23 protein-coding genes are annotated in these 23,032 nt (G+C 30.4%); 6 read left to right on the top strand and 17 right to left on the bottom strand.

Going from position 1 to position 23,032, the window contains the following annotated elements; all coding sequences use genetic code 11:
- From ACJDU8_RS22435 to ACJDU8_RS22415, 5 genes are all read right to left on the bottom strand, one after another.
- Nucleotides 1-624: replicative DNA helicase (locus ACJDU8_RS22435; protein WP_406794410.1), on the bottom strand; the 624-nt coding region annotated here is incomplete at its 3' end.
- Nucleotides 625-634: 10 nt separating this feature from the next.
- On the bottom strand, nt 635-1,417 hold the full coding sequence (locus ACJDU8_RS22430; protein WP_406794409.1) for a hypothetical protein: 783 nt from the start codon (nt 1,415-1,417) through the stop codon (nt 635-637).
- 80 nt (nt 1,418-1,497) lie between these two features.
- Complete coding sequence (locus ACJDU8_RS22425; RefSeq protein ID WP_406794408.1) at nt 1,498-1,839, bottom strand: hypothetical protein; 342 nt, start codon at nt 1,837-1,839, stop codon at nt 1,498-1,500.
- Between the two features lie 49 nt (nt 1,840-1,888).
- Nucleotides 1,889-2,560, bottom strand: a complete 672-nt coding sequence (locus tag ACJDU8_RS22420) for a BRO family protein (protein WP_406794407.1) — start codon at nt 2,558-2,560, stop codon at nt 1,889-1,891.
- Between the two features lie 22 nt (nt 2,561-2,582).
- Nucleotides 2,583-2,780 (bottom strand): helix-turn-helix domain-containing protein, encoded by a 198-nt coding sequence (locus tag ACJDU8_RS22415; protein WP_406794406.1) that lies wholly within the window; start codon nt 2,778-2,780, stop codon nt 2,583-2,585.
- A gap of 137 nt (nt 2,781-2,917) precedes the next feature.
- Here ACJDU8_RS22415 and ACJDU8_RS22410 point away from each other — a divergent pair, with 137 nt between their 5' ends.
- Nucleotides 2,918-3,850, top strand: a complete 933-nt coding sequence (locus ACJDU8_RS22410; protein WP_406794405.1) for a helix-turn-helix domain-containing protein — start codon at nt 2,918-2,920, stop codon at nt 3,848-3,850.
- A gap of 37 nt (nt 3,851-3,887) precedes the next feature.
- On the opposite strand, the gene ACJDU8_RS22405 is transcribed toward ACJDU8_RS22410, so the two are convergent.
- Complete coding sequence (locus ACJDU8_RS22405) at nt 3,888-4,814, bottom strand: hypothetical protein (protein ID WP_406794404.1); 927 nt, start codon at nt 4,812-4,814, stop codon at nt 3,888-3,890.
- A 103-nt stretch (nt 4,815-4,917) separates the two neighbouring features.
- Between ACJDU8_RS22405 and ACJDU8_RS22400 the strand changes: the two genes are divergently transcribed.
- Nucleotides 4,918-8,565, top strand: coding sequence for a phage tail tape measure protein (locus ACJDU8_RS22400; protein WP_406794403.1), 3,648 nt, complete (start codon nt 4,918-4,920; stop codon nt 8,563-8,565).
- A 604-nt stretch (nt 8,566-9,169) separates the two neighbouring features.
- Here the strand turns inward: ACJDU8_RS22400 and ACJDU8_RS22395 are convergent.
- From ACJDU8_RS22395 to ACJDU8_RS22380, 4 genes are all read right to left on the bottom strand, one after another.
- Nucleotides 9,170-9,784, bottom strand: coding sequence for a MerR family transcriptional regulator (locus ACJDU8_RS22395; RefSeq protein ID WP_406794402.1), 615 nt, complete (start codon nt 9,782-9,784; stop codon nt 9,170-9,172).
- A gap of 461 nt (nt 9,785-10,245) precedes the next feature.
- Nucleotides 10,246-11,112, bottom strand: a complete 867-nt coding sequence (locus tag ACJDU8_RS22390) for a hypothetical protein (RefSeq protein ID WP_406794401.1) — start codon at nt 11,110-11,112, stop codon at nt 10,246-10,248.
- 39 nt (nt 11,113-11,151) lie between these two features.
- Nucleotides 11,152-11,766 (bottom strand): hypothetical protein, encoded by a 615-nt coding sequence (locus ACJDU8_RS22385; protein WP_406794400.1) that lies wholly within the window; start codon nt 11,764-11,766, stop codon nt 11,152-11,154.
- Between the two features lie 560 nt (nt 11,767-12,326).
- Nucleotides 12,327-12,755 carry a helix-turn-helix domain-containing protein gene (locus tag ACJDU8_RS22380; protein WP_406794399.1) on the bottom strand — a complete coding sequence of 143 codons (429 nt, stop codon included), beginning with the start codon at nt 12,753-12,755 and terminating at the stop codon, nt 12,327-12,329.
- Between the two features lie 771 nt (nt 12,756-13,526).
- Between ACJDU8_RS22380 and ACJDU8_RS22375 the strand changes: the two genes are divergently transcribed.
- A complete protein-coding gene (locus ACJDU8_RS22375; protein ID WP_406794398.1) occupies nt 13,527-13,898 on the top strand; it encodes a hypothetical protein in 372 nt (123 codons plus the stop codon).
- Nucleotides 13,899-13,939: 41 nt separating this feature from the next.
- Here ACJDU8_RS22375 and ACJDU8_RS22370 read toward each other — a convergent pair whose 3' ends face one another.
- From ACJDU8_RS22370 to ACJDU8_RS22355, 4 genes are all read right to left on the bottom strand, one after another.
- Entirely contained in the window at nt 13,940-14,332 is a 393-nt protein-coding gene (locus ACJDU8_RS22370; protein ID WP_406794397.1) for a metal-dependent hydrolase, read from the bottom strand.
- 193 nt (nt 14,333-14,525) lie between these two features.
- A complete protein-coding gene (locus tag ACJDU8_RS22365; RefSeq protein ID WP_406794396.1) occupies nt 14,526-15,125 on the bottom strand; it encodes a replication-relaxation family protein in 600 nt (199 codons plus the stop codon).
- Complete coding sequence (locus ACJDU8_RS22360) at nt 15,106-16,389, bottom strand: FtsK/SpoIIIE domain-containing protein (protein ID WP_406794394.1); 1,284 nt, start codon at nt 16,387-16,389, stop codon at nt 15,106-15,108. The genes ACJDU8_RS22365 and ACJDU8_RS22360 overlap by 20 nt, the downstream gene beginning before the upstream one ends.
- 280 nt (nt 16,390-16,669) lie before the next feature.
- Nucleotides 16,670-17,026, bottom strand: a complete 357-nt coding sequence (locus tag ACJDU8_RS22355) for a hypothetical protein (RefSeq protein ID WP_406794393.1) — start codon at nt 17,024-17,026, stop codon at nt 16,670-16,672.
- 214 nt (nt 17,027-17,240) lie between these two features.
- On the opposite strand from ACJDU8_RS22355, the gene ACJDU8_RS22350 reads away from it, so the two are divergent.
- From ACJDU8_RS22350 to ACJDU8_RS22340, 3 genes are all read left to right on the top strand, one after another.
- Nucleotides 17,241-18,149, top strand: coding sequence for a ParM/StbA family protein (locus tag ACJDU8_RS22350; RefSeq protein WP_406794392.1), 909 nt, complete (start codon nt 17,241-17,243; stop codon nt 18,147-18,149).
- A 1-nt stretch (nt 18,150) separates the two neighbouring features.
- The gene (locus tag ACJDU8_RS22345) at nt 18,151-18,456 is read left to right on the top strand and encodes a hypothetical protein (RefSeq protein ID WP_406794391.1); all 306 of its coding nucleotides are present in this window, start codon (nt 18,151-18,153) and stop codon (nt 18,454-18,456) included.
- A gap of 159 nt (nt 18,457-18,615) precedes the next feature.
- A complete protein-coding gene (locus ACJDU8_RS22340) occupies nt 18,616-19,182 on the top strand; it encodes a hypothetical protein (RefSeq protein WP_406794390.1) in 567 nt (188 codons plus the stop codon).
- 512 nt (nt 19,183-19,694) lie between these two features.
- Here the strand turns inward: ACJDU8_RS22340 and ACJDU8_RS22335 are convergent.
- The 3 genes from ACJDU8_RS22335 to ACJDU8_RS22325 form a co-directional block, all read right to left on the bottom strand.
- Nucleotides 19,695-20,627: a hypothetical protein gene (locus ACJDU8_RS22335; RefSeq protein WP_406794389.1), complete on the bottom strand. Its 933-nt coding sequence runs from the start codon at nt 20,625-20,627 to the stop codon at nt 19,695-19,697.
- 824 nt (nt 20,628-21,451) lie between these two features.
- Complete coding sequence (locus ACJDU8_RS22330; protein WP_406794388.1) at nt 21,452-21,625, bottom strand: zinc-ribbon domain-containing protein; 174 nt, start codon at nt 21,623-21,625, stop codon at nt 21,452-21,454.
- Between the two features lie 290 nt (nt 21,626-21,915).
- Nucleotides 21,916-22,287 carry a hypothetical protein gene (locus tag ACJDU8_RS22325; RefSeq protein WP_406794387.1) on the bottom strand — a complete coding sequence of 124 codons (372 nt, stop codon included), beginning with the start codon at nt 22,285-22,287 and terminating at the stop codon, nt 21,916-21,918.
- Between the last annotated feature and the right edge of the window lie 745 nt (nt 22,288-23,032).

Genomic DNA, 23,032 nt, shown 5'->3' with positions numbered 1-23,032 from the left:
TGCTGACTTTGCCATTCCGGGCCTTCCTGCTATTACATATAGTTTTTTCTGTTGTATGCCATTAAGTGCTTCATCTAAAGTTTTTATTCCAGTTTCAAACCCTAAGATTGCTCCGCCTCTTTCATAATTTTTTTGAATAATATTAAGTGTCATATTCATAAGTTCAGTATCAGAAACCAATTTAGGATTTTCCCTTAACTCTATATTTGCTAGATATTTTTCTAAATCCCCAATAATTTCATGTGCATTTTTATCACTATCTTTAATTTGTGTAAGTATATTTTTAGCAACTCTGTCCAGTGAACGTAATTTTGATTTCTCTTTAACTATATTGCAATAGTCTTTAATACTACCCATAGATACCTTTTCAATCAATTCAGAAATATATAATATAGTTACATCTTTTAATTTCTTTCCTAATGCTTCACTAAGTGTTGTGACATCTATTTTCTTTCCAGCTTTATAAAGTATAAGCATTGTAGCGTATATTGACTTGTTTTTTGCATTATAAAAATCTTTAGATTCTAATATATCAGCAGCAATTAATATTTTGTTATTGTCAACAAGTATTGTTCCTAAGATATTTCCCTCTGCTTCTAGGTTAGCCATTCTTCCAATTTCCATTTGACACCTCCTACTCATCAAAATCAAACATCTGAACATTACTTTCAGATACATTATGCTCCTGTTCTTCATAGTTTTTATCCAGGTAATCCTCATAAGTGCCATTAAAGAATGTGCTTCCGTTTTGATATTTCAATTCTTTAAATCCTTTATTTCTAGTATCTTCCACATATTTTTTGTATCTACTAATGGTATTCTTCATTTGTTCAAATCCATACTTTTCTATAAGTTTGGGAATTTTATTAATTACTCTAGCCTTATTTTTCTTTAAAGGATATACCCTCCAGAGTTTTTCTGCTTGTGCATTTTGTGCACTATTATTATTTTTATTAATTGTTTTTATATATTCTTTTTTAGTATTGTTAATGTCATTGTTATTCTCATTGTTAATGTCATTGTTAGCTACATGACTTAAACTATTGGTATTACTGCATTTATCATTGTTAGTGTCATTGCTATTCTCATTGTTACTGTCATTGTTAATTTTTTGTGCTGAATTATATTTCCAAATCGAAAGGTTTTTACAACCTTTAGGTGGTGTATAAACATTAGTTATAATGCCACTTTCAGCGAATTTTTTGATTAATCCTCTGGCTTTTGCAAACGTTATACTCAGATCTTTGCTAACTAAATTTATGCTCATATAAAATTGTCCTCTTGGTAAATTACATTTCATTCTTTGAAAATTTTCTTTTTGCATAATATAATGATTAAATCTAATTTCATCAACATCTCTATTCACATCAAACTTTAATACTTTATTATTTGATGGATAGAAACCCTGTTCCTCCACCTCACCACCTACTTTTCACCCTTTTGCACACCATTACTAAATCTGTTTCCCGATTAAACTTTGCATCCATATTATCTCTTTTATAATCCTTCCTTCATAGCAGCCCTATAAATATCACAAGCTATACTGTCCTTTTCATCTAATTTTGTAAGTTTAGATGTTATTTCAGATAATAACTTTGAAGCTTCCTCCTCAAAGTTATTATCTGTAAGTGATTTTAATTCTCTAAGCTCTGCTATGCAATCATATCTATTCGCAATATTTTCTCTTACAACATCAATAAATTTTCTTGTCTGTCGCTGCCATTGCTCCGGGCAATCATTAAGCTTATTAACAAGCTTATTTATTCCATTTCTTTTTTCCCTATTAAGACTTTCAACTACTTCCATGGTATAGTTTATTAAATACTTTAAATCTTTCATTTGTAATACCTCTATAATACCTATAATTTAAATTCTGCTTGTGTATTATTTATCGCATATTAAACAACATCGATTTGATTTGTTTATAGGAGAGTCCTTCACTAATTTTTCTCTTAACCTGACATTCCAGTACTGCTATTTGTTCAAGCTCTTGTGGTGTAAAATAATCCCTTAATTTATCTTTTTGAGTTATTCCAAACTTTTTTCTTAAGCGTCCTGCATCCATGCCAAATATTATGGTATAAATTAAATTAGTGTAATGCATAAACTTAAAATCTTTATGTGGAGACGGTGGAAGTTCCTTTAATTCGTCCGTAAAAGACTTCCTTATTATTTTTCCAGCTTCACGTTTTACTAACTTATTTAATTGCTTTTTATCAAGTTTTCTAATTTTTTCAAGTACATCCCAAACCCAATCCATAAAAGCATCTGCTTTAGGTTGGTGGCTCCATCTACATATTTCATAAACACCTTTAGCAGTGTAAAGATATGTCATATAAAATTTACCATCAGTACCGGCCAATCTGTCCTGCACTGAAAATTTATCAAGTCTCTTTTTATGTCTTGTATGTAATTTTCTAACTGCATCTGATGGTTCAATATATTCTAATCCCTTTCCTATTTGTTCCCTAGTCATTAAAATTTCTCCATTGTTATTCCTATAAAAGTCACATTTTACAATTCCAAAGTTATTTGACTTTACAAACGTTAAGCTGTTCAATTTTATTACCTCCGTTTATTTTTCAATCGACAATCTGCTCTATCTCCACATTTAAAGCTTTCGCAAGTAAACCTATAGTCTTTGGAGTAGCTTTTCGCCTACCATGTGTAATATTTGTAATTGTAGTTCTCGGTAATGTTGACTCTTTTGCCAATTCATTAGTACTTAAACATGCTTTAGCTTGCAGTAACAATAATTTCTTGACATTAAGATTTAACATATTTACACCTCCTATATATCTCATTTGTTATCTTTTAGTTTTATTATATGTCCCATTTGTTAATTTGTCAAATATTTTCATAAAAAAACTTTTCATTTGTTATCTATTAGTGTATTATATTTATAAGAGGTGATAACGTGTCATTAAGTGATAATTTGAAATATATTAGGAAAAGTAAAAAATTAACCCAAAAAGAGCTTGCTGCAAAAAGCGGAATAACCCGTGAATCAATAGGCAATTATGAAAGAGGAGATAGAATTCCTCCTGTTGATGTATTAAATAAAATAGCTAAAGCTCTAAATGTTAGCGTAAATAACTTAATTAAAAATTCCATAACTATTGAAATGCATGAAAATGAGCACATTACTCCGAAAGGACAAGAGCTAGTAGATAATTTAGATTTACTGAATCAAACCATTGCCAATTCTGGTAATATAAGAATTTACTACTTAGCCGGAGATAATACTCAGCTAATAATTGATTTAATAAATAGATTACTAGAAGATAAAATAGAAGCTATTGACTTTTTTTCAAGTATTCTTGGTAGTAATGATTTTGACAAACTGAGAAATAAAAATTATACAATGGATGACCTAAAAAAGGATAAAACTATTGAACATATTTCAGAAGACTGTTCTAAGATGCCTATATGTATGGCTAGAATATGTATAGATTTATATAACATTATTTCTCATACTCAAAATTTAGCTAGCATTGCAATAGAACAAAGACTAGGGACTACATTGTCTAACGGTAATAAAATTATTGAAAAGGCTAACTTATCCAACGATGAATATAAAAATTTAGGTGAGGAACTAATTCACTTAATCCAATTTAAATTATTTAAAGAACATAAAGAAGCAGAAAAACACTTTACAGAAAAAATCGAAAATTATAATGTTTATCTCGATATTCTCGAAGGTATAGTGTCGAAATTTATTAACCATGTAATTCATAGTTTTAACTACGTTGAACTTAGTGAAGTTCAATTAAAAGAACTATCTTCAAAGGTTGTCGATTTAATGAAAAAAAATATTGAAAAAGAGTTAGATAAAAAAAATAAAATCTAAGCAATATAAAAAGGTATAGAATGAAATCTACACCTTTTTATGCATCTCTTAAAAAATTATTTACTGTACCAGCCAAAATAGCTCCTGCACACTGAGAATCATTTATTAAAACCATATATGATATTTTATCTGTATTAAACAGAATTCCATCACTGTATATTTTGTACTCTAAAAGTTTTGATAAATTTATAGAAAAATTTTTATTTGAACCAGTAAAAATTACTCTTTTATTTGTAATATATAAAGTTCCTACATACTCATAACTTATATCTCTTCTTATTGTATGTCCCCTACTTCTACCTGTGTGAATGGAAACCCCTTTGGCTATACGGAAAGATACGCCACCATAACCACCAGAATACCCAACACTTTTATTTTTGACCTCATATCTTTTAGCACCACAAGCCAAATGGCAGATTTCTCCTTTGTGCAAGATTATATTACAACGCATTCTGGGCAAAGATTTTCCTTGCCTATATAGATAAAAAGTCGTTTGCCTTTGAACTTCTAATTGCTTTAATTGTTTTTCTCGTGCTTCTTTCTCTAATTTTTGTTTCTCAATATATTTAAATATTTTAGTTATGAACTTAGGTTGAGTATTGGGGCGAGTCTTAGTAGTTACACTATCATTGTTTACAAACGAAGTTTTTTTATTAAGATGTTTTTCTAGAACTGGAGTAATTTTTCGCTGTAGTTCATCCCAATGTACTATGATATATGGAATCAAAACAAAGAAAATGCTTAATCGAATAAATTTAGAAGTAAAACTTAATCCTGAATATTTACTCCCGACAATTCCAGATATCACTAAAAAATAAAATAAATAAAGAATAGACGTTATTATTCTTGATTTTATATGATATCTTTTGTTTTTCCACATTAGAATTATTCCAATTGGTGATATAGTGCCAAACATAATCCACATAAACCAGTCCCTGTTATAAAATCTTTCTGTTTCCAACATAACTCCCCCCTTATTTTCATTATAGCATGTTATACCTAGTATTCCATACTTTGGCGGATGATTTCAAACTGTAATAAAATGTAAGCAAGGAGGTGCGTTAAGAATGTCTTCTTTACAAGAGTTAACGTATGAGATTAATTATAATGTAGATGATAGTGGATTAGCTAAATCACTAGGAATAGTAGATAATTTTGGAACATCTTTAGGCAGTGTTATAGGCAATATTGAAGACAAAATCGGAACTCTACCAAATGTTTTCGAAAAGATTAATCCACCAATTAGTCAATTGAATGAAGTTGTAAGTAGCCTAAATGTAGACAATTTAAGTAATTCTTTAAAAAGTGCTATGGGCAATACAAGTGAATTAAATGCTTCTATAGAACGTCAACAAAGACTTACAGAATTGGTGAATAACTATGCGGATGAATACAATGCAAAAATAGATGAAAGGTTAGGGTTGCAGGATCAATTGAATGGCAGAACAACCACCATGAGCTCATCTATACAAGACCTAATATCACAGCAACAAAAATTAAATGAAGAAATATTTGGAACTGTGGACAATGAAGAAAAATTTGCTAATGAAGCAAATCAGGCAGCAGATAATGTAACTAAAACTACAACTAAAACCAATGAACTAAAAGATTCACTTTCATCGATTAACAAAGTTTCTAGCGGAATCGGAAGTATACTTGGAGCTTTTGGCTTCATTGGAGTTGGATACGGTATAGCAGCAGGAATAAAAGATGCTATTACTTCATATTCAGAATTTCAGCAAGAAATGGCAACTGTACATGCTACATTAGGCCAAGTAACTAATAAAGACATGACAGATTTATCTAACAAGGCCATTCAACTAAGTAATGCTTTTGGCCTCAGTTCTCTTGAGGTCTCACAAGGTGAAGAAGAACTTGCTTCTCATGGGCTTACTACTAAACAGATATTAGATACAATACAACCTTCTATGCTTTTAGCAGTAGCAGGGAATATACAAATGAAAGATGCAACCCTAGATATATCCGCAGCCTTGAGAAATTTTAATTTAGATATGAGCCAAGCCACTCATGTTGCGAATGTATATGCAGCCACAGCAGCTGATACAGCAGCTTCATTACCAGATATGGCACAAGCATTAAAAAATGTATCTCCTGTAGCTGGAGAAGTGGGAATTTCCCTAGAAAATACTGTTGCTGCAATTGGAGCATTAGCAGATAAAGGAATCATGGGTAGCCAAGCTGGAACAGACCTAAAAATTATGATTGAAAGATTAATCGCTCCGGTAGGTAAGGGAGCAGAATTGATCCATGAACTAGGATTTAGTGCAATAGACCCCACTACACATAAGATGAAAGATTTTGGAAGCATAGTAAGGGATTTATCTAGTGCATTTGAAAGTCATGGACTTACTACTGCACCTGAAAAAAACTCGGCCTTATCCATAATTTTTGGAAAAGAAGCTCTGCCAGGAACAGCTGCGATTTTTGGAACAGCACCTAAGCAAATAGATGATTTAACCAACTCTTTAAAAAATAGTAATAATGCTGCTCAAAATATGGTTATAACCATGAATGATACTTTAGCAGGTGCGTTTAGAAAGCTAAAATCAAATGTTGAAAATGCTTTTATAACAAATATAGACAAGACGGAACTAGGTTATTCTCTAAAGGAATTTGTAGTATCTGTAAATAAAAATATGCCTGCTGTCTCATCTGAAATAGGAAAGGTACTAGATACTGCTATTAGGTTTGGAGGTGGAATAAAACAAAACTGGGGTAGTATATCTTCAACCATACTAGGAATAGCAAGTGCATTTGCTGTCTTAAAAACAGCTTCTGCTGCAACAGAAATAATAAAAACTTTGGGTAGTTTAGGAAAGTTCAGTGGTCCTGTTCTTGGGATTGCAGCCGCAGCATCCTTGGCGTCGAGAGGATTTCTTGCATTGAAACAAGGAAACACCGGTTTAGGTGCTCTACTTTTGGGGACTGCAGCCGGAGTATCTGCAATAAGCGTTATGGGAGGCAAAGGAATTCTTACTGGCGGAGTTATAGGAATAGCAGCAGAAGGCTTTGTAGAATTAAAAAAAGGAAATACAGGACTAGGAGCTTTACTTATAGGAACCGCAACTGGAATTAAAGCTATACAATTAGCAATGAAGCTAGGAGCAGGTCCAGTGGGAATTATTGTAGCCTTAGCAATATCAGGTTTAGCAGCTGGAGCATCATACTTAATCGAAAAGTATGGTAGTTTAGGGAAAGCGTGGGATGCTGTGTGGGGAGGAATAAAAAACACGACAAAAGCTGTAATAGACGATATAGAACGGTGGTGGAAAGAGTTAGAAAACTTCTTTGCTCATCCGATTTCAGGAACTATAAAACTATTTACTCCTTCAAACACTGGAAAAGGGACTACCATAGATAACGTTAATTGGAAAACAGGCATTCCTATGAAAGCTGCAGGTGACAACAATTTTGCTGGAGGTTCTGTAATCGTAGGTGAAAGAGGTCCTGAACTCGTAAATCTACCCGGAGGTTCGCAAATTATTCCAGCTCCCCAAACAGCACAAATGCTAAGTACTAGCTATGCTCAAATGGGATCAGGAACTTTAAACACAGGAACACAACTTAATAACTCAACTAAAAAAGTAATTGCAGATAATCAAAAGCTAATTACAGACTATGTGAACCAACATATTTTATATGGACAGAACAGTGTTAAAAACTTTTCCGCAGCATTATTAGGAAATGAAGCTTTAACCACAACTGCAACAACTAAAGTTTCAACAGACAATAAAAACATAATGTATACCCTTTCACAATCAGGACTTACATATGGAACTGGAATGGTAAATAATCTCACCCAAGGAGTACAGGCTAGCGAAGGTAATCTAACATCTGTAGTACAAACACTTACAAATAAAGTTATAGATACTTTTAGATCAGGTTTTGGAATACATTCACCTTCAACGGTTATGTACAGTATGGGTACGAATTTATTACAAGGTCTTGTAAATGGTATGACTTCTAAAGATATGGGAAACTTTGTACAAAGCTGGATTGGAAGTATGACGAGTGCTGCTAGTGGTAGTATGGGTGGAGCAGTAAGTGGAAATTTAGTTAGTTGGTTAACTACAGCAATGGCATTAACAGGAACACCAATGGCTTATTTGCCAGCTTTAGAACAAATAGCAATGCATGAATCAGGTGGAGATCCAAAATCCATAAACTTGTGGGATATAAACGCTAAAGAAGGCCATCCAAGTAAAGGATTAATGCAATTAATAGATGATAATATGAGATATGCATTGCCTGGCATGAATGATATATGGAATCCTATTGATAATGCAGTAGCAGCAATTCGATATATGAATGCAACTTATGGAAGTATAGCAAATGTCCCCGGAGTTAGAGCACTGGCACGAGGCGGAAGTTATGTAGGATATGCAGGAGGAACAAGTAATGCAACTCCAGGTGTACATCTGGTGGGAGAAAAAGGTCCAGAACTTGTTTGGATGAAAGGCGGCGAATCAGTAACCCCGAATAATCAAATAAACGTTGCTCCTCAAACTCCTTATAATGCTACCAATAACAGAATAACTGTGCAAAGCAACCCGGTATTCCAAATAAATATAAATGGTGCAGGTAAAAATTCACAAGATATAGCAACAGAAGTAGACAATATGTTAAGAAAAAAATTTAAGAATTACCTTGATGATACAATGGCAACTGTTAAAATTCAAATGGGGTTATCTTAGAAAGGATGTGGCTTCCGTGGTTATGCTCAAAGATGTTTATTTTAGAGTAGTAGAAGAAGATACATATGCATATGTAAATAATTAATATATTTGTAATATTTTACTATTTCTCAATATATATATATTATACAACAATTTTATATCTATCTTGGTAGCTCCCCTGCACCATTTTCCCCACAATGGTGAGGGAATTTCAATTATATTCAAAACGTTCCAGATTGTTTGCATTGGCTCGTCCTCGAAAATCTGATATGCTGGTAATGAATAAATTTTTTACCTTTTTCACATATCCCTTGTACTATCCCTAAAATAGTACGAGGGGTTTTAATTTTACTGAACACGATTTCCAATATTTGTTTAGCTTATCTTTGAAAAACCTTATATAATGTTAATATGTATATGTTTTATAATACTCTCGTTTCTATCCCTTGTACCAGTTCTAAATGGTACAAGGGATTTTGTTTTTACCATAAATATACAATTACCAGCATTTTCATTGCTATTTTTCACAAACTAACTATAATATAATTGGCTAATAAATTTCTCGCCATATCATACATAAATCCCTTATATCATTCGCTCATTTGATATAAGGGATTTGCTTTTATTTTGCCCCCTCCTGTGTTTTATGCTGCCCAGGTACTAATAGCCTCCAAAACTGGAATTTCTGCAGCCTTTTCCTCTTCTCAGCCTTCCTTTTCTCAACCCTACTGATATACTGAGTTTGTTCATCTCTGATTTGGTTTATAGTAGTTCTAAGCTCTTCTTCATCAGATAATAATTCAATTATATTGCTATTTATATCAGTGGAATTACTAGTAACAGTGCCTTTAATATCATCAGTCTGAAATTGAAGATTTTTAGCAATAATATTTTCTATTTTAGGAAGCATCTCATCAGATAGAGCTTGTACTAATAATTTAAAGCTAACATCACTAATATCATAATTATTACTCTCAGGGTTTTCGAAATATTTAATTACCTGGTTAGCTGTCATTTGTTTTTCTTTTAGAAGATATCTAATTAATTTAAGTTTATCAATATCTTCCATTATGAAATTCCTATGTTGGCCATTTTTATGACTAGTATCTAAAACACTTTTAAATGTGGCACAATAATTTCTAATTGTTTGAGTACTGGTATTCAGCATTTCCGCAACATCTTTAGTTTTATAATTATTCGGTTTAGAATCTGATAGTATTATCATATTATTTTCCATAACTACCCCTTATTCCAATATTATACAATTAATTTAAAATACTATCAATCCATTTACAATATTTGTTTAGATTGTTTTTGAAAAGTTTTGTATAATGTAATTGCTTTATAGTATTCTTTTACCTAAACCATATGTGACCCCTGTATCATTTCCTATATAATGATACAAGGGGTTTTGGTTTTACTATAAACATTTAATTCACAATATTTGTTTGGATTATCTTTGGGAAATCTCATATAATATAAGTGCTTTATGAATTTTTTATTTTTAACACAAAAGAAAACCCCTGTATCATTTTTGTATGTGATGCAGGGGTTTTTGACTTATTGTTTTATTATAACGTTAGAAAGTAAATAGACTATGGTTAATTGGGTATAATAGTTAATACCATAAGAATACTTTAATGTATTTTTCATTTGTTTCTATCATAATTAATAAAACCTTAATTACTTAACAAATAATTAAGGTTTTATTTGTTTAATAGTTAAAATTGTGACTATCACAAGCCCTGCTATAGCTACTACTATACCGATCATTGACCATATAGTAGTAACACTAATATTTCTTAATTCTTTAGCATTGCTATTAATTTTATCACCCAGTTTATCAATCTTCTCATTCTGGTATTTTATAGCTTCCATAGATTCGTTAAATCTTTTTTCCATTCGTTCCTCAGATAGCTTTGTATTTTCAAGTATTTCGCTATACCTTTTTTCCATTCGTTCCTCGGAGAGTTTTCTTTGTTCTTCGATTCGTCTCTCGCTTTCATGTCTATCTTCCGTTAATCGTTTTTCCATATCTCGCATATTTTGATTTGCAGAATCTATGTATTTTTCAATCAATCTATTATCATCCATATTAATATCCTCCGATTTATCACCTGAACTTTCTTTTTCTTTATTAGCGTCACCCAGAGATAAGTAATCTCTAAATGAAATATATTCAACCTGTCTATTTATGTTATCCAAAAAAGTTTTTTCTATATCAGCACGTATGTTATTTTCAAGTTGATTATAGGGATCTGTTTTCTTATCTATGATATTATAATTAAAGCTAGTAGCATTAAAGTTAATGCTCTCAACCTGTTTAAAAAATTTACTTAAAAATGCCAACTTTTCAATATCATCTATTTCGTTCGAGTTCAAAATATCTATTAATATATTATTTATAGATAAATGTTTATTTTTTAGAGGGAACATACTAGAATTCAGGTCGATAAACTCTCCAGATTCTTTTAAGCTATTAGGTCCTGAGATATTCTCTAAAATTTTCTTAACAAGATCATTAACATGTGCTTGTGATTTTGTTCCTATTGATTCATATTCCATCATCATACTCCTAATTATAATAAATCTTTTCTCGACTTATTATCGACTCATTTGTTGCATAATTGATTCTATATAACTTTTAAAGCTTTCAACTTGATTATCTATTTTAGGTTTTATATCATCGATTTTTATAATATTTTTTAGAACTCCTGAAATTTGATATATATATTTAGAATCATTGTTCAGAAAAGGTTCTAACTTGATATCACATTGCATTTCATTATTGTTAATAAAGAACCTATAACCAACGGCTGATACATCATTAAAATTCCCTAATACATTATTAAATTTAGAATTAAATATATCTTTAGATATCTGTATTGAATTTTCAGCGTCACTTGTCGCTTGTATATTGAATGACAGTACTATTTCTTGCGGTAAAATCAATTTTTCATAAATTTTTCTTAAGATTATGAGAAATTCTTCATCCAAAGTTGAACTTCGAGTAATATAGGTAATTTTATTAGAAGTAATGATAAGGTTAGTATTATTACTGTTTTTTATATATACTATCCCGATTGGCGATAATATGCTAGTGTTAAATTCTTTGTTAGCAATTAATAGCTCGTCAAAAGCTTTTTTCCTCAATTCGCTTATATTTCCGATGTCAACTTGAATAACTATAGATATTTGTGTTATGTTAAAATTTTTCATAAATTTATAATACACCTCCTACTATAGTTATTTTCTACAAAATATTTAAAGTCCCTGCTTGACTTTGCAAAAATAAAAATAAAACCTGGCCCAAAAATCTCCAGCAAGTTTTACAAATATCAATTCAATGAATTCCCCCTACATGCATATAATAAGTTATATTTATTAAGTTGTATTTATTCCTGTCTTAAAAACCTATTCTGAAGCTTTGAAATAGCTACTTTTTATTGTATTTAATTTTATGGCTTAGTTGTCGTAACGAAAGCAGACAAAACTTACATATTAAAAGCGACTATAAGTGTCGTATTATAAAATTAAGACTAATTTTATAGCATTTTAAACTCGATTTAAATACATTTTTAACCATAAATTGTATTTAAAAACAATTAAAATAAATTTACAAATTTATGAAAACTAAAAAAAGGCGACTTTAATACGCCTTTGATATTGCTATTTTTTTAGAAATACTTTATATTTAAATAGTTAAACTTTATTCATGATTTTACATATATATGATGCCCTTATATCATTTGCCATGTGATGGTATAAGGGATTTCAATTTATTCCTTTAAATCTTCTTCGTCATCCCATCCTAACAGCTTTTTCTCTAAATCATTGAAATCATATTCTCTTGGTTTGAAGTTATCAAATGAGCCTATTTTACTTTTGCCTTTTGAATTGTTTTCATTTGAATTGTCTTTGTTTTTCAATTTACTGTTTAAAACTACTTTATCTAATATGTAATACACATTGCTCATAGAGCCTCTACGTTTAACTTTTATTAGTCCAGCTTGGACTAACTCCTTAAGCCCTCTTTGAATTGTTCTTACACAAATTCTTAGTTTTTTAGCTATGTAAGATTGACTTGGAAAACATTTATCTTTTTTACCAAAACACATACTGTTTAAAAAGCTGTATATTCTGTAAGCCCTATTTGATATTCTTAATATTACTATATCATTATGTATTGCCATAAAATTTTTTTCCATTTAAAAACGCCTCCTAATATTAAAAGCAAGGAAGCTTCAACTTTTGTTTCTCGTTATAAGGTTATTGACTATACTTGAACTATGTATTATAATAACCCTATAACAATTAAAAACGAAAGTTTAAAAGCTTTTTGGGAACCGTAAAATCTTAGTTTTCCAGACCGAGGATTTTACGGTTTTTGCTTTTTTGTTTTTATATAAACCGAACTTATTTACTTGTTTATGATTTTAATTCTATACTAAGCTAGAATATTTTGCAATAAGAAGTTAATAATAGCTTATTTACGGAATGTTTTACTAATGTAAATATAATATACATAATTTTCTTTTAAGATATATGTATATTAGGTAATCATATATTCTAAACAAAAGAGAGCATGATTAATTTTAGTCATGCTCTCTTTCTGTATAACAAAATAACTTATTTACTAAATGTTTTACTATTGTAAACACAATATACATAATTTTCTTGTAAAATATATCTGTATCAGAAACCCAGTTATCCAAATAAAAAGTGAGTATGGCTAGTTTTAGTCGTATTCATTTTTTTGTAACAGCTTATTTACAGAATGTTTTGCTAATATAAATACAATGTACATAATTGGGGTGTAAACTAACATCACATCAATAAATTTTGTTGCTACGCAGTACCAAAAATTTATTTATTTTAAGTAAAGCATGACCAGTAATTAGTCATGCTTTTTTGTTCACAATCCTCTTAGAAATGATATAATTATTATTAAGATTAAACTCATGTATAGGAGAATTGATATGGATGAAAATAAAATGTTTGACTTGTTAGAAAAAATTTATTCAGAGGTGCAGTCTCACAGTAAGAGACTTGATGGTCTTGACCAAAAATTTGACAGTCTTGAAAGTGAAGTTAAGAAAAACTCTATAACTCTTGAGGGTGTGCAATCAGATATAAAGACTATGGCCGAAGTACAAAAGTCTCATATGCAGCAGAATGAAAAAGCACATAGAGACATCGTTAAGCCTCTAAGTGAAAAGGTGGATGTAATAGAGCTTGCAGTAAAAGATATTTCAAAAGACACTAAGGAGCTTAAAGAAAAATTTGAGAAAGTAGAAAAAGTTACTATACAAAATACTTATGATGTTGCATATCTAAAATCAATAAAGTGAGCTTATTTCATCTTTTTTAAGAGTGAGTAAGCTCACTTTATTTAATATAAATATGTGCTGCCAATAAAAAATATAGCCAGAAGACATATGAACAGATCTTCTGATTGTCCTGTGCGGATCAATTTCAATCCATAATAATTGTTTTTAAATGGGTAGAGGAAAGGCACGCCCATCTTAGTGAAGCTGTCTAGAAATAAATGTATTGAATAATTAAGCCCCCACACTAACCCTATTTTTGTGTTTAATAGGGTAATTATTATTGTACTTATAAATAGAGCTATGAGGCTGTGTGTGGTGGTTCTATGTTTTATGCCTAGCATCATATCCCAATCAGGGGCAATTGCTCCCAAAACGCCTATAGACGCAATAGGATTAAGTGTAATTATTTGTAATGTTACAGCAACACCCACAGCAACATGAGTTTTCTTTGTCATAATAGATTCTCCTGATAATAATTTATATATATAAATTATACCCATTCTAAATACTTTATACTTATACTTACCTATAGGTATAAAATAGATATTACAACTATTGATTTTAGGCGGTTTTTGCCCTCCGGTAAAATAGAAAGAATTATAAAAGAATTAGGCGCGATTAGCGCCTTGTAATCCGCACCCCAAAAACCTATTCCAGGGCTTGTTTCAAATTTGATAATTCCCAATCTACATACAGTATCAGCAATCCATTGTCTACTAATAATTTATATTTTGTAATTACTGGTCTTACAATTATTATTAAAGGGAAAACATTTTCGCCATATATTTCTTGGAAGTGATTAGATTTGTATATGTCCTGAAGCTTCTTCATGCTGGTATAATGAGAATAATCTATTTCACAAATTATTGGAATAAGGTAATCGTTATAATTAATTTCAAAAACTGCATCTATTTTTCGATAGCTCTTTTTTGCCGTGTCTGTATAAACTATATATTCTTTTTGAGAAGATTCTATAGTAGCTCCTAAGGACATAAACTCAGAATAAACATCTATAAGTTTTAAATCATGTATCCCTAATCGTTCAATTGTGTAATAAACAACCTGTGAACTTCGGCTTCCCTGGTATCTTTGAATAAACTTTTCTTTGTAAAGCTGCCTGAGTTGTCTTCTGGCTTGATCCTTTGCGTATTTATTACCTGTAAATATACATTTGGCACACTGATTAATTGTTATTGACTTATGAGTTTCAATAAATCTTAATATTTCTTTATCCTTTTTTGATAGCATTATTCTTTAACCTCACTTTATATGGAATAACTTTTTGATTTTCGTCTGAGGTACTTGCCACTTCGCTTACTTTAGTTATTTCTTTATTTTTATTAGGTTCTTTAGGAACTTCTTTTTCAACTAAAAATTTATTATAATCTTTTTGTTTTGTCCTGTCTTTTACTATGCTGTCTTTAATGTATTTATTTATTAACTTATCATCTAAATACAGGGACTTAAACCATTGTTTCTGATTCCCGTACATGAGTAGAGCTTTCCTATTTTCTATGTTTGTCAATTCGTTAGTATCGGCTACTACAAGAGAACTAGCGTCATTATTTTGTGAAAATCCTATCTTCGTGCATAGTCCGGATTTTAAGGAAGGATCAAGAACTGTTGTGTCTGGCCGTTGAATACCTATAATCAAAAATATACCAACCTTTCTAAACTTACGTATAGCATGTCGCAGCATATTATAAACATTCTCTTTTAATTGATAATCTTCATCTGTTTTTACTGGAAAATAATCTGCCATCTCATCCATTACAATATAATCATAGGACATTCTTCTTTGATAGAATTTTTCATTGTATTCAGAGATGTTTTTACATCCATTCCTTATAAATATCTCTAATCTTTTAGCATATAGATGCATCATATAGATAAATAGTTTTTCGCTTTCTCGTATATCTTTAGCATAGCCTTTTACCTGCTTGCATTCTTGGAAAATACTATAATCATCCATACCACTAAGCTCAGAGAAAAATATATTTATATCCCGGCTATTGTGGTTATTAATTAAGTTAGTCAATATCAATCTGATTTCTTCTGTTTTTCCGCACCCTGTTTGGCCACTTACTAAAACATGTGGGAATTTTTTTAGATTGACAACCAATGCCTGCATTGTCTGGCTTAAGCTACAATAGATTTCGTATTGCTTAGTTTCATAAGGTTGAAATTTCGTATCTTCAGTTACAGGTAAAACTATAATTTTTATTGTAGCTGTCTTAAGGTTATTGTTTTGTTCAATATGAGTTTCATATCCCAGTTTTGTTTCAATATTTTCTTTTACGGTTTCTAATTCAGTAAATCCTTTTCCGTTCAAGGAGATTACGACTTCATATCCCCAGGGAAGGCTTCTTTTAACTTCCATTACTGTATAATAGTCTAATTTGCTATCCTGAAGTATTTTTTTTATTTCCCTTTTCATGCAATACAAATCAAGATTTTTGTATTTATCATGGGCATACTTTAAAATGCCTATAACTCCTAACTCTACAAACATTATTTTGCTCCTTTCTTCTTGTTTTGGATGGCCGAGCAATAACAATGCACAAACAAATACGCCACCGTTCCTGATATGAAAACATTATAAGGTGTCATTAAATACATAATTTTTGATATTAATAATTTGTCAAAGAAAAATAATATATCCATGAATAAAACTCCTTAATATTGTTTATACTACTATGTAAGATATAAAGAGAGAAAGAGAATTGTTTAAAGAGCTATGGTTGGCTAATATTAAATTCTCAATCTCATAGTGGCAATAAGCTATGGCAGGCTTATTGAGTAGCCGTATTTTTGGCTTTTAAAAAACTGTTTACAAACTTAAGGAGCTTATGCATCTCTTTAGGTTTGATGTAATAGTTTTTTAATTTGGAGTATATCTCATGAACATCGTTGTTGTATTTTTTATGTTGGTAGATGTAAGGATTTCTGATATATGAATCAAGTATAGACTTAAATTGTAATATATCAGTTCTCTTCATTAACCTATTCTTAATACAGTAATTGAAAGCTTGCCTTACGCAAAGATAGATAGGGTAAGTTTTCTGTTCATATGAGATTTCCTCTATACTTAATTTCTTTTTTGGCTTTAAGTATTTTTTAATTACTAAGTTTATAATCATTTGTAACATGTTTGTTACCTCCTTATATTATGGTTTGCTTATACTAGTATTATATGTGGGATATGTAAAAGTGTTACAAATAATTACAAAAGCAACTATTCGTAGTGAGTAGCTGCTTTTTTTGTGCGTATAAAAACAATTGACAAAAAGCATAAAAAATCATAACATGGTAATAGAATACAATCATAATAAATCATAAAAAAGCATAAAGGAGGATATTTAAATGATCTTTGGTATTGACATTGGAAATGATACTACTAAAAATGATAAAATGGGCAAATTTAAAAGTAGGGTAGTAGTAGGTCATAAAGGTGTAAATGAAGATGATATAAAGATTGAATACAAAGGTAAAAAATATACAGTTGGAAGTAAAGCAGGAACGTTAAATCTAGGAACTAATAAATATTTTAATATTGACTATGATATTTGTTTAATAACAGCTATAGCTAAAAGTACACCAGAGCAGAACATTGAAGCTAAAATTGTAGTAGGACTTCCGCCTGAATTATTTGAATCACCAATTAGAGATAAACTTGAAGAAAAAATTAATAAATTAGGTGAACAGGAAATAACTATATATGAAGGTACTGAAAAGATAAAAAAAGTTATTACTATACTTAATGGTATGGTATTTGAAGAATCAGCGGTAGTTTTTAGCGATCCAAAAGAGTATAAAAAACAAAATTTATTAATAATAGATATAGGTGGAGGAAGCTGTGATATAACTCAATTTGATGGGCTAGAACTAGTTAAACACAATACTACTAAGTTTGGAATGCTAACTCTTTATACAAATATGAAAACTTCTCTTAACTCTAACTTTGGTAATATAGGATTACCTCCGGAGGCTATGGAAGATATTTTGGGTAAAAGCACATATGAAATAAATGAGGAAGTAAAAAGTGTTTCATTTCTAAAAGATACTGTAGATGCTCATATAAGAGAGATAAATAATGTTATAACTCAAAATTTTGATACTGCTAATAGAAAAATAAGAGTAATTGGAGGAGGAGCTAAGCCTTTAATCAATAGCATAAAAGCTTATTATCCTAATGCTAAAGTTTTAGATAATGCCCAATTCTTGAATGCTATTACTTATAAAGAAGTTGGGTTAGCAGTTTGGGGTGAATAATTTGTCTGACATTAAAAGAAAAACTGTAAGTTTTGGTGATGGTGAACAAGACTTATATGATTTTTGCATAGAAAATAGCGAGAAAAAAGGCAAAAAATTTACTGCCTTTGTAAAAGAAGTTCTAAGAGAAAAGATGGATCAAAACGAATCGTTAGAAACTATTATAGATAAAAGAATAGAGGAATATTTAAAAACCAGAAATATAGCTGTGAACAAAACTGTTAAAAAAGAAGAAACTATATCCAAATTTGATGATGAAGATATGACAGCACTAAGTAGATTTATAAATAAAAAAAGAGATAACTAAATCTTATATATAATACAATGTAAACAGAAATAAAGTAAGAGGTAAAATCCTTACTTTATTTCTGTTTATAATAGTTTTCTATAATACTACTTTAATATTAAAGGGTTTTACTAATTTACGTAGAATTTATTATGTATGACACTTGTCACGGGAGGGATTATGTTGGATAGAAGAGAATTTGATAGTTTAAGCATAGAGAATCAGATTGAATATATAAACAAAGAACTCGCAAGTGGGGGAACGGTAACAAAAATATGTAAGTGCATAGGGATAGGTAGAAGCACTGTAAGGGACAGATTTAATAAGGTAGGACAATCCTACGACAGTAGTCTCAATAAGTATGTAAGTGACAATAATAAGACAAGCTTATTGTATGACGAAAATAAAGCAATAGTGCCAAAAGACATTATACGAGACGATGATAAGACAATCATCACAGATAAAAAAGTTTTAAAAAATTTAATAGGACTTTCCGAAAATTACGACAAACTTATGGAGATTTTAGAGTGGTTTTCAAATGACAAAGATAAGATAAATGTCACACCAATAATTCAAGGAATAAAAATAAATCTTCCAGAAGAGAATGACAAGGAGTACAGAAAAACGGTAAGAATAAATGATGTTGTATGGAGTGAGTTCTTGGAGTTCTGTAATAAAAATAAAGAGTTTAAACAAAAGGATTTACACAGTCAAGCTCTTTTGGAATATATAAAAAACCATAGTTAGACCAATTAAGGGTATAATCATCCATTCCAGTCAAATAGAAAAATAAGTACCTAAAATGGTACTTATTTTTCCAATACGAGTATGCTAGAATTATCTATTAAAGATTATTGAGTTTGGGGATACGTGAAAATAACTTACCATGATGGCAATATATCATTTCACTCATTCATGTAATCGTGATTGTAAGAAAGAACTTTATCAAAATTCGCGGAATACAAAAACCACTCATAAAATAGATTAGATCGGCATAGTATTAGATAGGAACTTAATTCAGTTTAAATCCATTTAGTTTAGGTTAGTTCTAACACAAGTCCATATAAGATTCAGTAAAAAGTTCTGGAAGATTCCGGGGCTTTTTATTTGTTGTATATGATTTATGAATTTGGGACATACCATAAATATCGTTCCCCCATTTCAAATCCCCTTTAGCTGTCTAAGGATTAGCTTAGATGAAATAGAAACTCTAGCTTAAAATAGGCTGGAGTTTTTATTTCGCGTCTAATAATAAATAATCAAAAGTAATTCTTAACTACCACGTCTAACCTACTATGGCCAAGGTTCTCAGATACTATTCTAAGTGCTTGTTTATTATATCTTCTATCACTTCCATCTCTACAAATATAATTTTGCTGTATTTCTATATGCTTTCCCTTGAAATATTGTATAGCTTCCATGTATTTATGTTGTGCAAAATCTCTTCTGTAAGAGTGAACATCCATCGCATGATGAACTTTTTGAAACACAGTGGCTTGTCCCATTTTTTCAGCTAATTCTTTAGCTTTCAAAACAATATCCCAACCAGGCTTTATAGGGTGAATTATTCTACCTCTGCCACCTTTAGTCATTACACGATATTCTTTCTTGGATTTAAAATCAAGTATCAATCTGTCTTTTTCCTCATATTTTATTTGTTCGGGTTTAATTTGAGCTACCTCACTTCGTCTGAGTCCTGTAGCTTTACAAAAATCCTCAATATCTTTGTTGTTTACGTTTGAGAAATGATTATCATAATCAACGTTATGTCTACTTCGCTTTATTGTCATTCTATCCCCTCGTTTAGAGGGCATTTTCACTCCAAAATCATAGGTATGACAACCTAAAATTTTAGCTAATGCTGAAGCTTTAAGCCTTGTTGTATATCCACTTTCACCTTTGTCTATGCTTTCTTTTAGCCATTCCCCAATGTGTTCCTTGGGAATATTATTAAGTATCTTAAATTTTTTTTCAGAATGCCTTTCCCTTTCCCACTCAGCAAAATTCAAGCTATGTTTTTTGTAATTGTCACAGGTACTTTTACTATAGATACCTGGAGCTCTTAAGGAGTTTCCTTTTATTCCAAGTATAAAATCATTAAGTTTCTGTTCTTTTTTTGCATCCTTTTTTGATTGGCCAAAACATTTTAAAGAATCGATTCTCTTCAAAATTTGAAATTTTAAACTTGCCATTATATTACCTCCTAAATAATAAGTAACTTGCTTGTAAAGACCAGACCCCTTTATACTCGCCACGTGTTTCACATGAAGAGTCGCAGTTCTAGCGTCAGATGAGTTTCTTCAGGTTCATCTGACCTGCAATTTCGACTTAAGTTATGGAATAGCTCGATATCCGGCTTTCGCCTTGTGTGCCTCAATTACCACATACCATATCAAAAACATTTAAATTTTATTTGATCAGTGACATATTTTGTCTACAGTAAGCATGTTTCTGTAGCCCACTCCATCACTGGAAAACAGATTTATTGGGTGTAAAATTTCGGATGTTTTCATGTCATAATGCAGCAAAAATTTATTACTGTGGTTTACCCCCACACTCCGTATAGGGGTAAACCACAGCCTTGTATTCAAATATCATCTATACTCACGACACGTTCCAAGCGTATAATGGATATTTATTTGCCAAATTCATCTATATTCCTTCTAAAATTTTAGTAATATAATTTAATATAAAACGTTAGCCTCAATAAGGCCAAATTTACATTTGTCACTCAATTTACAAGAGCACTAATAAAAAATTATCTGTATATCTATTATGTGCTGTTTTGAGAAAGACTTCTTGATTTTAAAAAAATCTGATAGGGGTGTTGCCACATATTGAAGGCTATTTCTATTTATTGTATTAAATTGTAAATTTTAGGTACGCCATAATAAGATTATCATTTTTAAATTTTTCTTGGCTATCCGCGGGTCAGCTATTTATGTGAAGCAAAAGCTCCAGCTTAAAACTAGGCTGGAGCTTTTGTTAGGATTATAACTCAATTTAGCACAAGATATTATCTTTTTCTAAAGTCTTTTCTATTATTGTTTCGTTGCTTTCTTGCTCTTCTACAATCAATACATCTCTGAGGCTCATTGTCGAATCCTTTTTCTTTGTAAAAAGCTTGCTCACTTTCAGTAAATACGAATTCCTTACCACAGTCCTTACAAACTATTGTTTTATCTGCCATTTATACATACCTCTTTCTTTTAAAATCCCCCCTAACGGATGGACAGAATATGTTTAGGAGGATTTCGTATACTTCCCTTATCATATTCTTGTTAGAGGGTGAATTTATTATAGCATTTTTTGGAAATACATAGAATTAATTTTTTGTAAAAAAAGAGTTGCCTTTTATGTCTGACAATCAATAATAGAGCAATACAATAAAAAAACAAAACCTAGCAGGATTCCCACTAAGTTTTTCAACCATAATTCTATACTATCGATAACAGCTACAAAAGTAAGATATGTATTATTTTATTTAACTGATTTTAACTTAACTATATCAGTGTAGTTTTTAGCTGTTATCAGCTCTACACTTGTTAAATCTTCTCGAATATCCTTAACATCTTTTAAAGTATCCTTTACTGCAAGCTCTATTAAATCTAACTTTCCATCTATATTTTTTAAATGGCCTTCCACATGAGCAATATTATTATTAATTTTATCATGTTCAGCTTTATGTACATCTGCTTTGTGCTCTAATGCTTTTAATATTTGAGTATTTTCTTTTAATTGAGACTTAATGGGATCTAATTCTGCCTTTAACTCATCTCTTAATAAATCTCTTGTAGTCTTTAATTCCTCTTTTAATAATTCTCTTATAGCTTTTAAATCCTCTTTATTCACCCTTTTACCTCCATGTATAGCAATGTTAAGATTATACTTTTTCACATGAAAACCTTACTATAGTTGAATTGCTATTTGCTTTCTAAGGTTATTACCCTATTTATATTATACTTTATCTATGACATTAATATAAGGATTTTCAATAGCACATTTTCTTGGAAATTGTCCATATGCCTACATATTTTTACTATTCAATAGAGGTTTCGCATTTTTTAATAAGTCCGCAAAAGATTCAGCTGCTAACTTAGCTTGGGTAATTCCAAAGTATGTTAAATGCGAAGTTAGCATCCACCAACGTGGACAAAAATATTTAGGCTTAAATATATCTCATGTTAGTTTCTAACTAAAAGTACAATACTGAAACGCTATAATTCTCTTATTACTTAAACATATCTCATGTTAGCTTCTAACCATAGTATTTAAACCGTTCTTAAATTTGATATGTTTCTATACGCCTTACTATTACTAGTATCTGCATAGAGCTTCCCAACTAAGTTGAGGCTTACCGAGAGTTGCCATACTAATACAGTTAGGATTACTGGTACTACTCGATTCAGGGACACTAAGTTGCCCTTCAATACTGTATAAAATTATTTGCTTTTTAGTTGTTCTTTTATTATATTTTCTATACTGAGTAAAGAAATATTTTTAGCCGCATTTATATCAGCATTTATATTTTTAATCAAGTGTTATTTTTAATATTAATATTTATTTACAAATACATTTATTATATTTAACATATAAA

This window comes from Candidatus Clostridium eludens (assembly GCF_045310515.1).
GTDB classification, from domain to species: Bacteria; Bacillota; Clostridia; order Clostridiales; family Clostridiaceae; genus Clostridium_B; species Clostridium_B eludens.
Note: the sequence above shows the minus strand (reverse complement) of the source record. Positions and strands in the feature narration are given on the sequence as shown.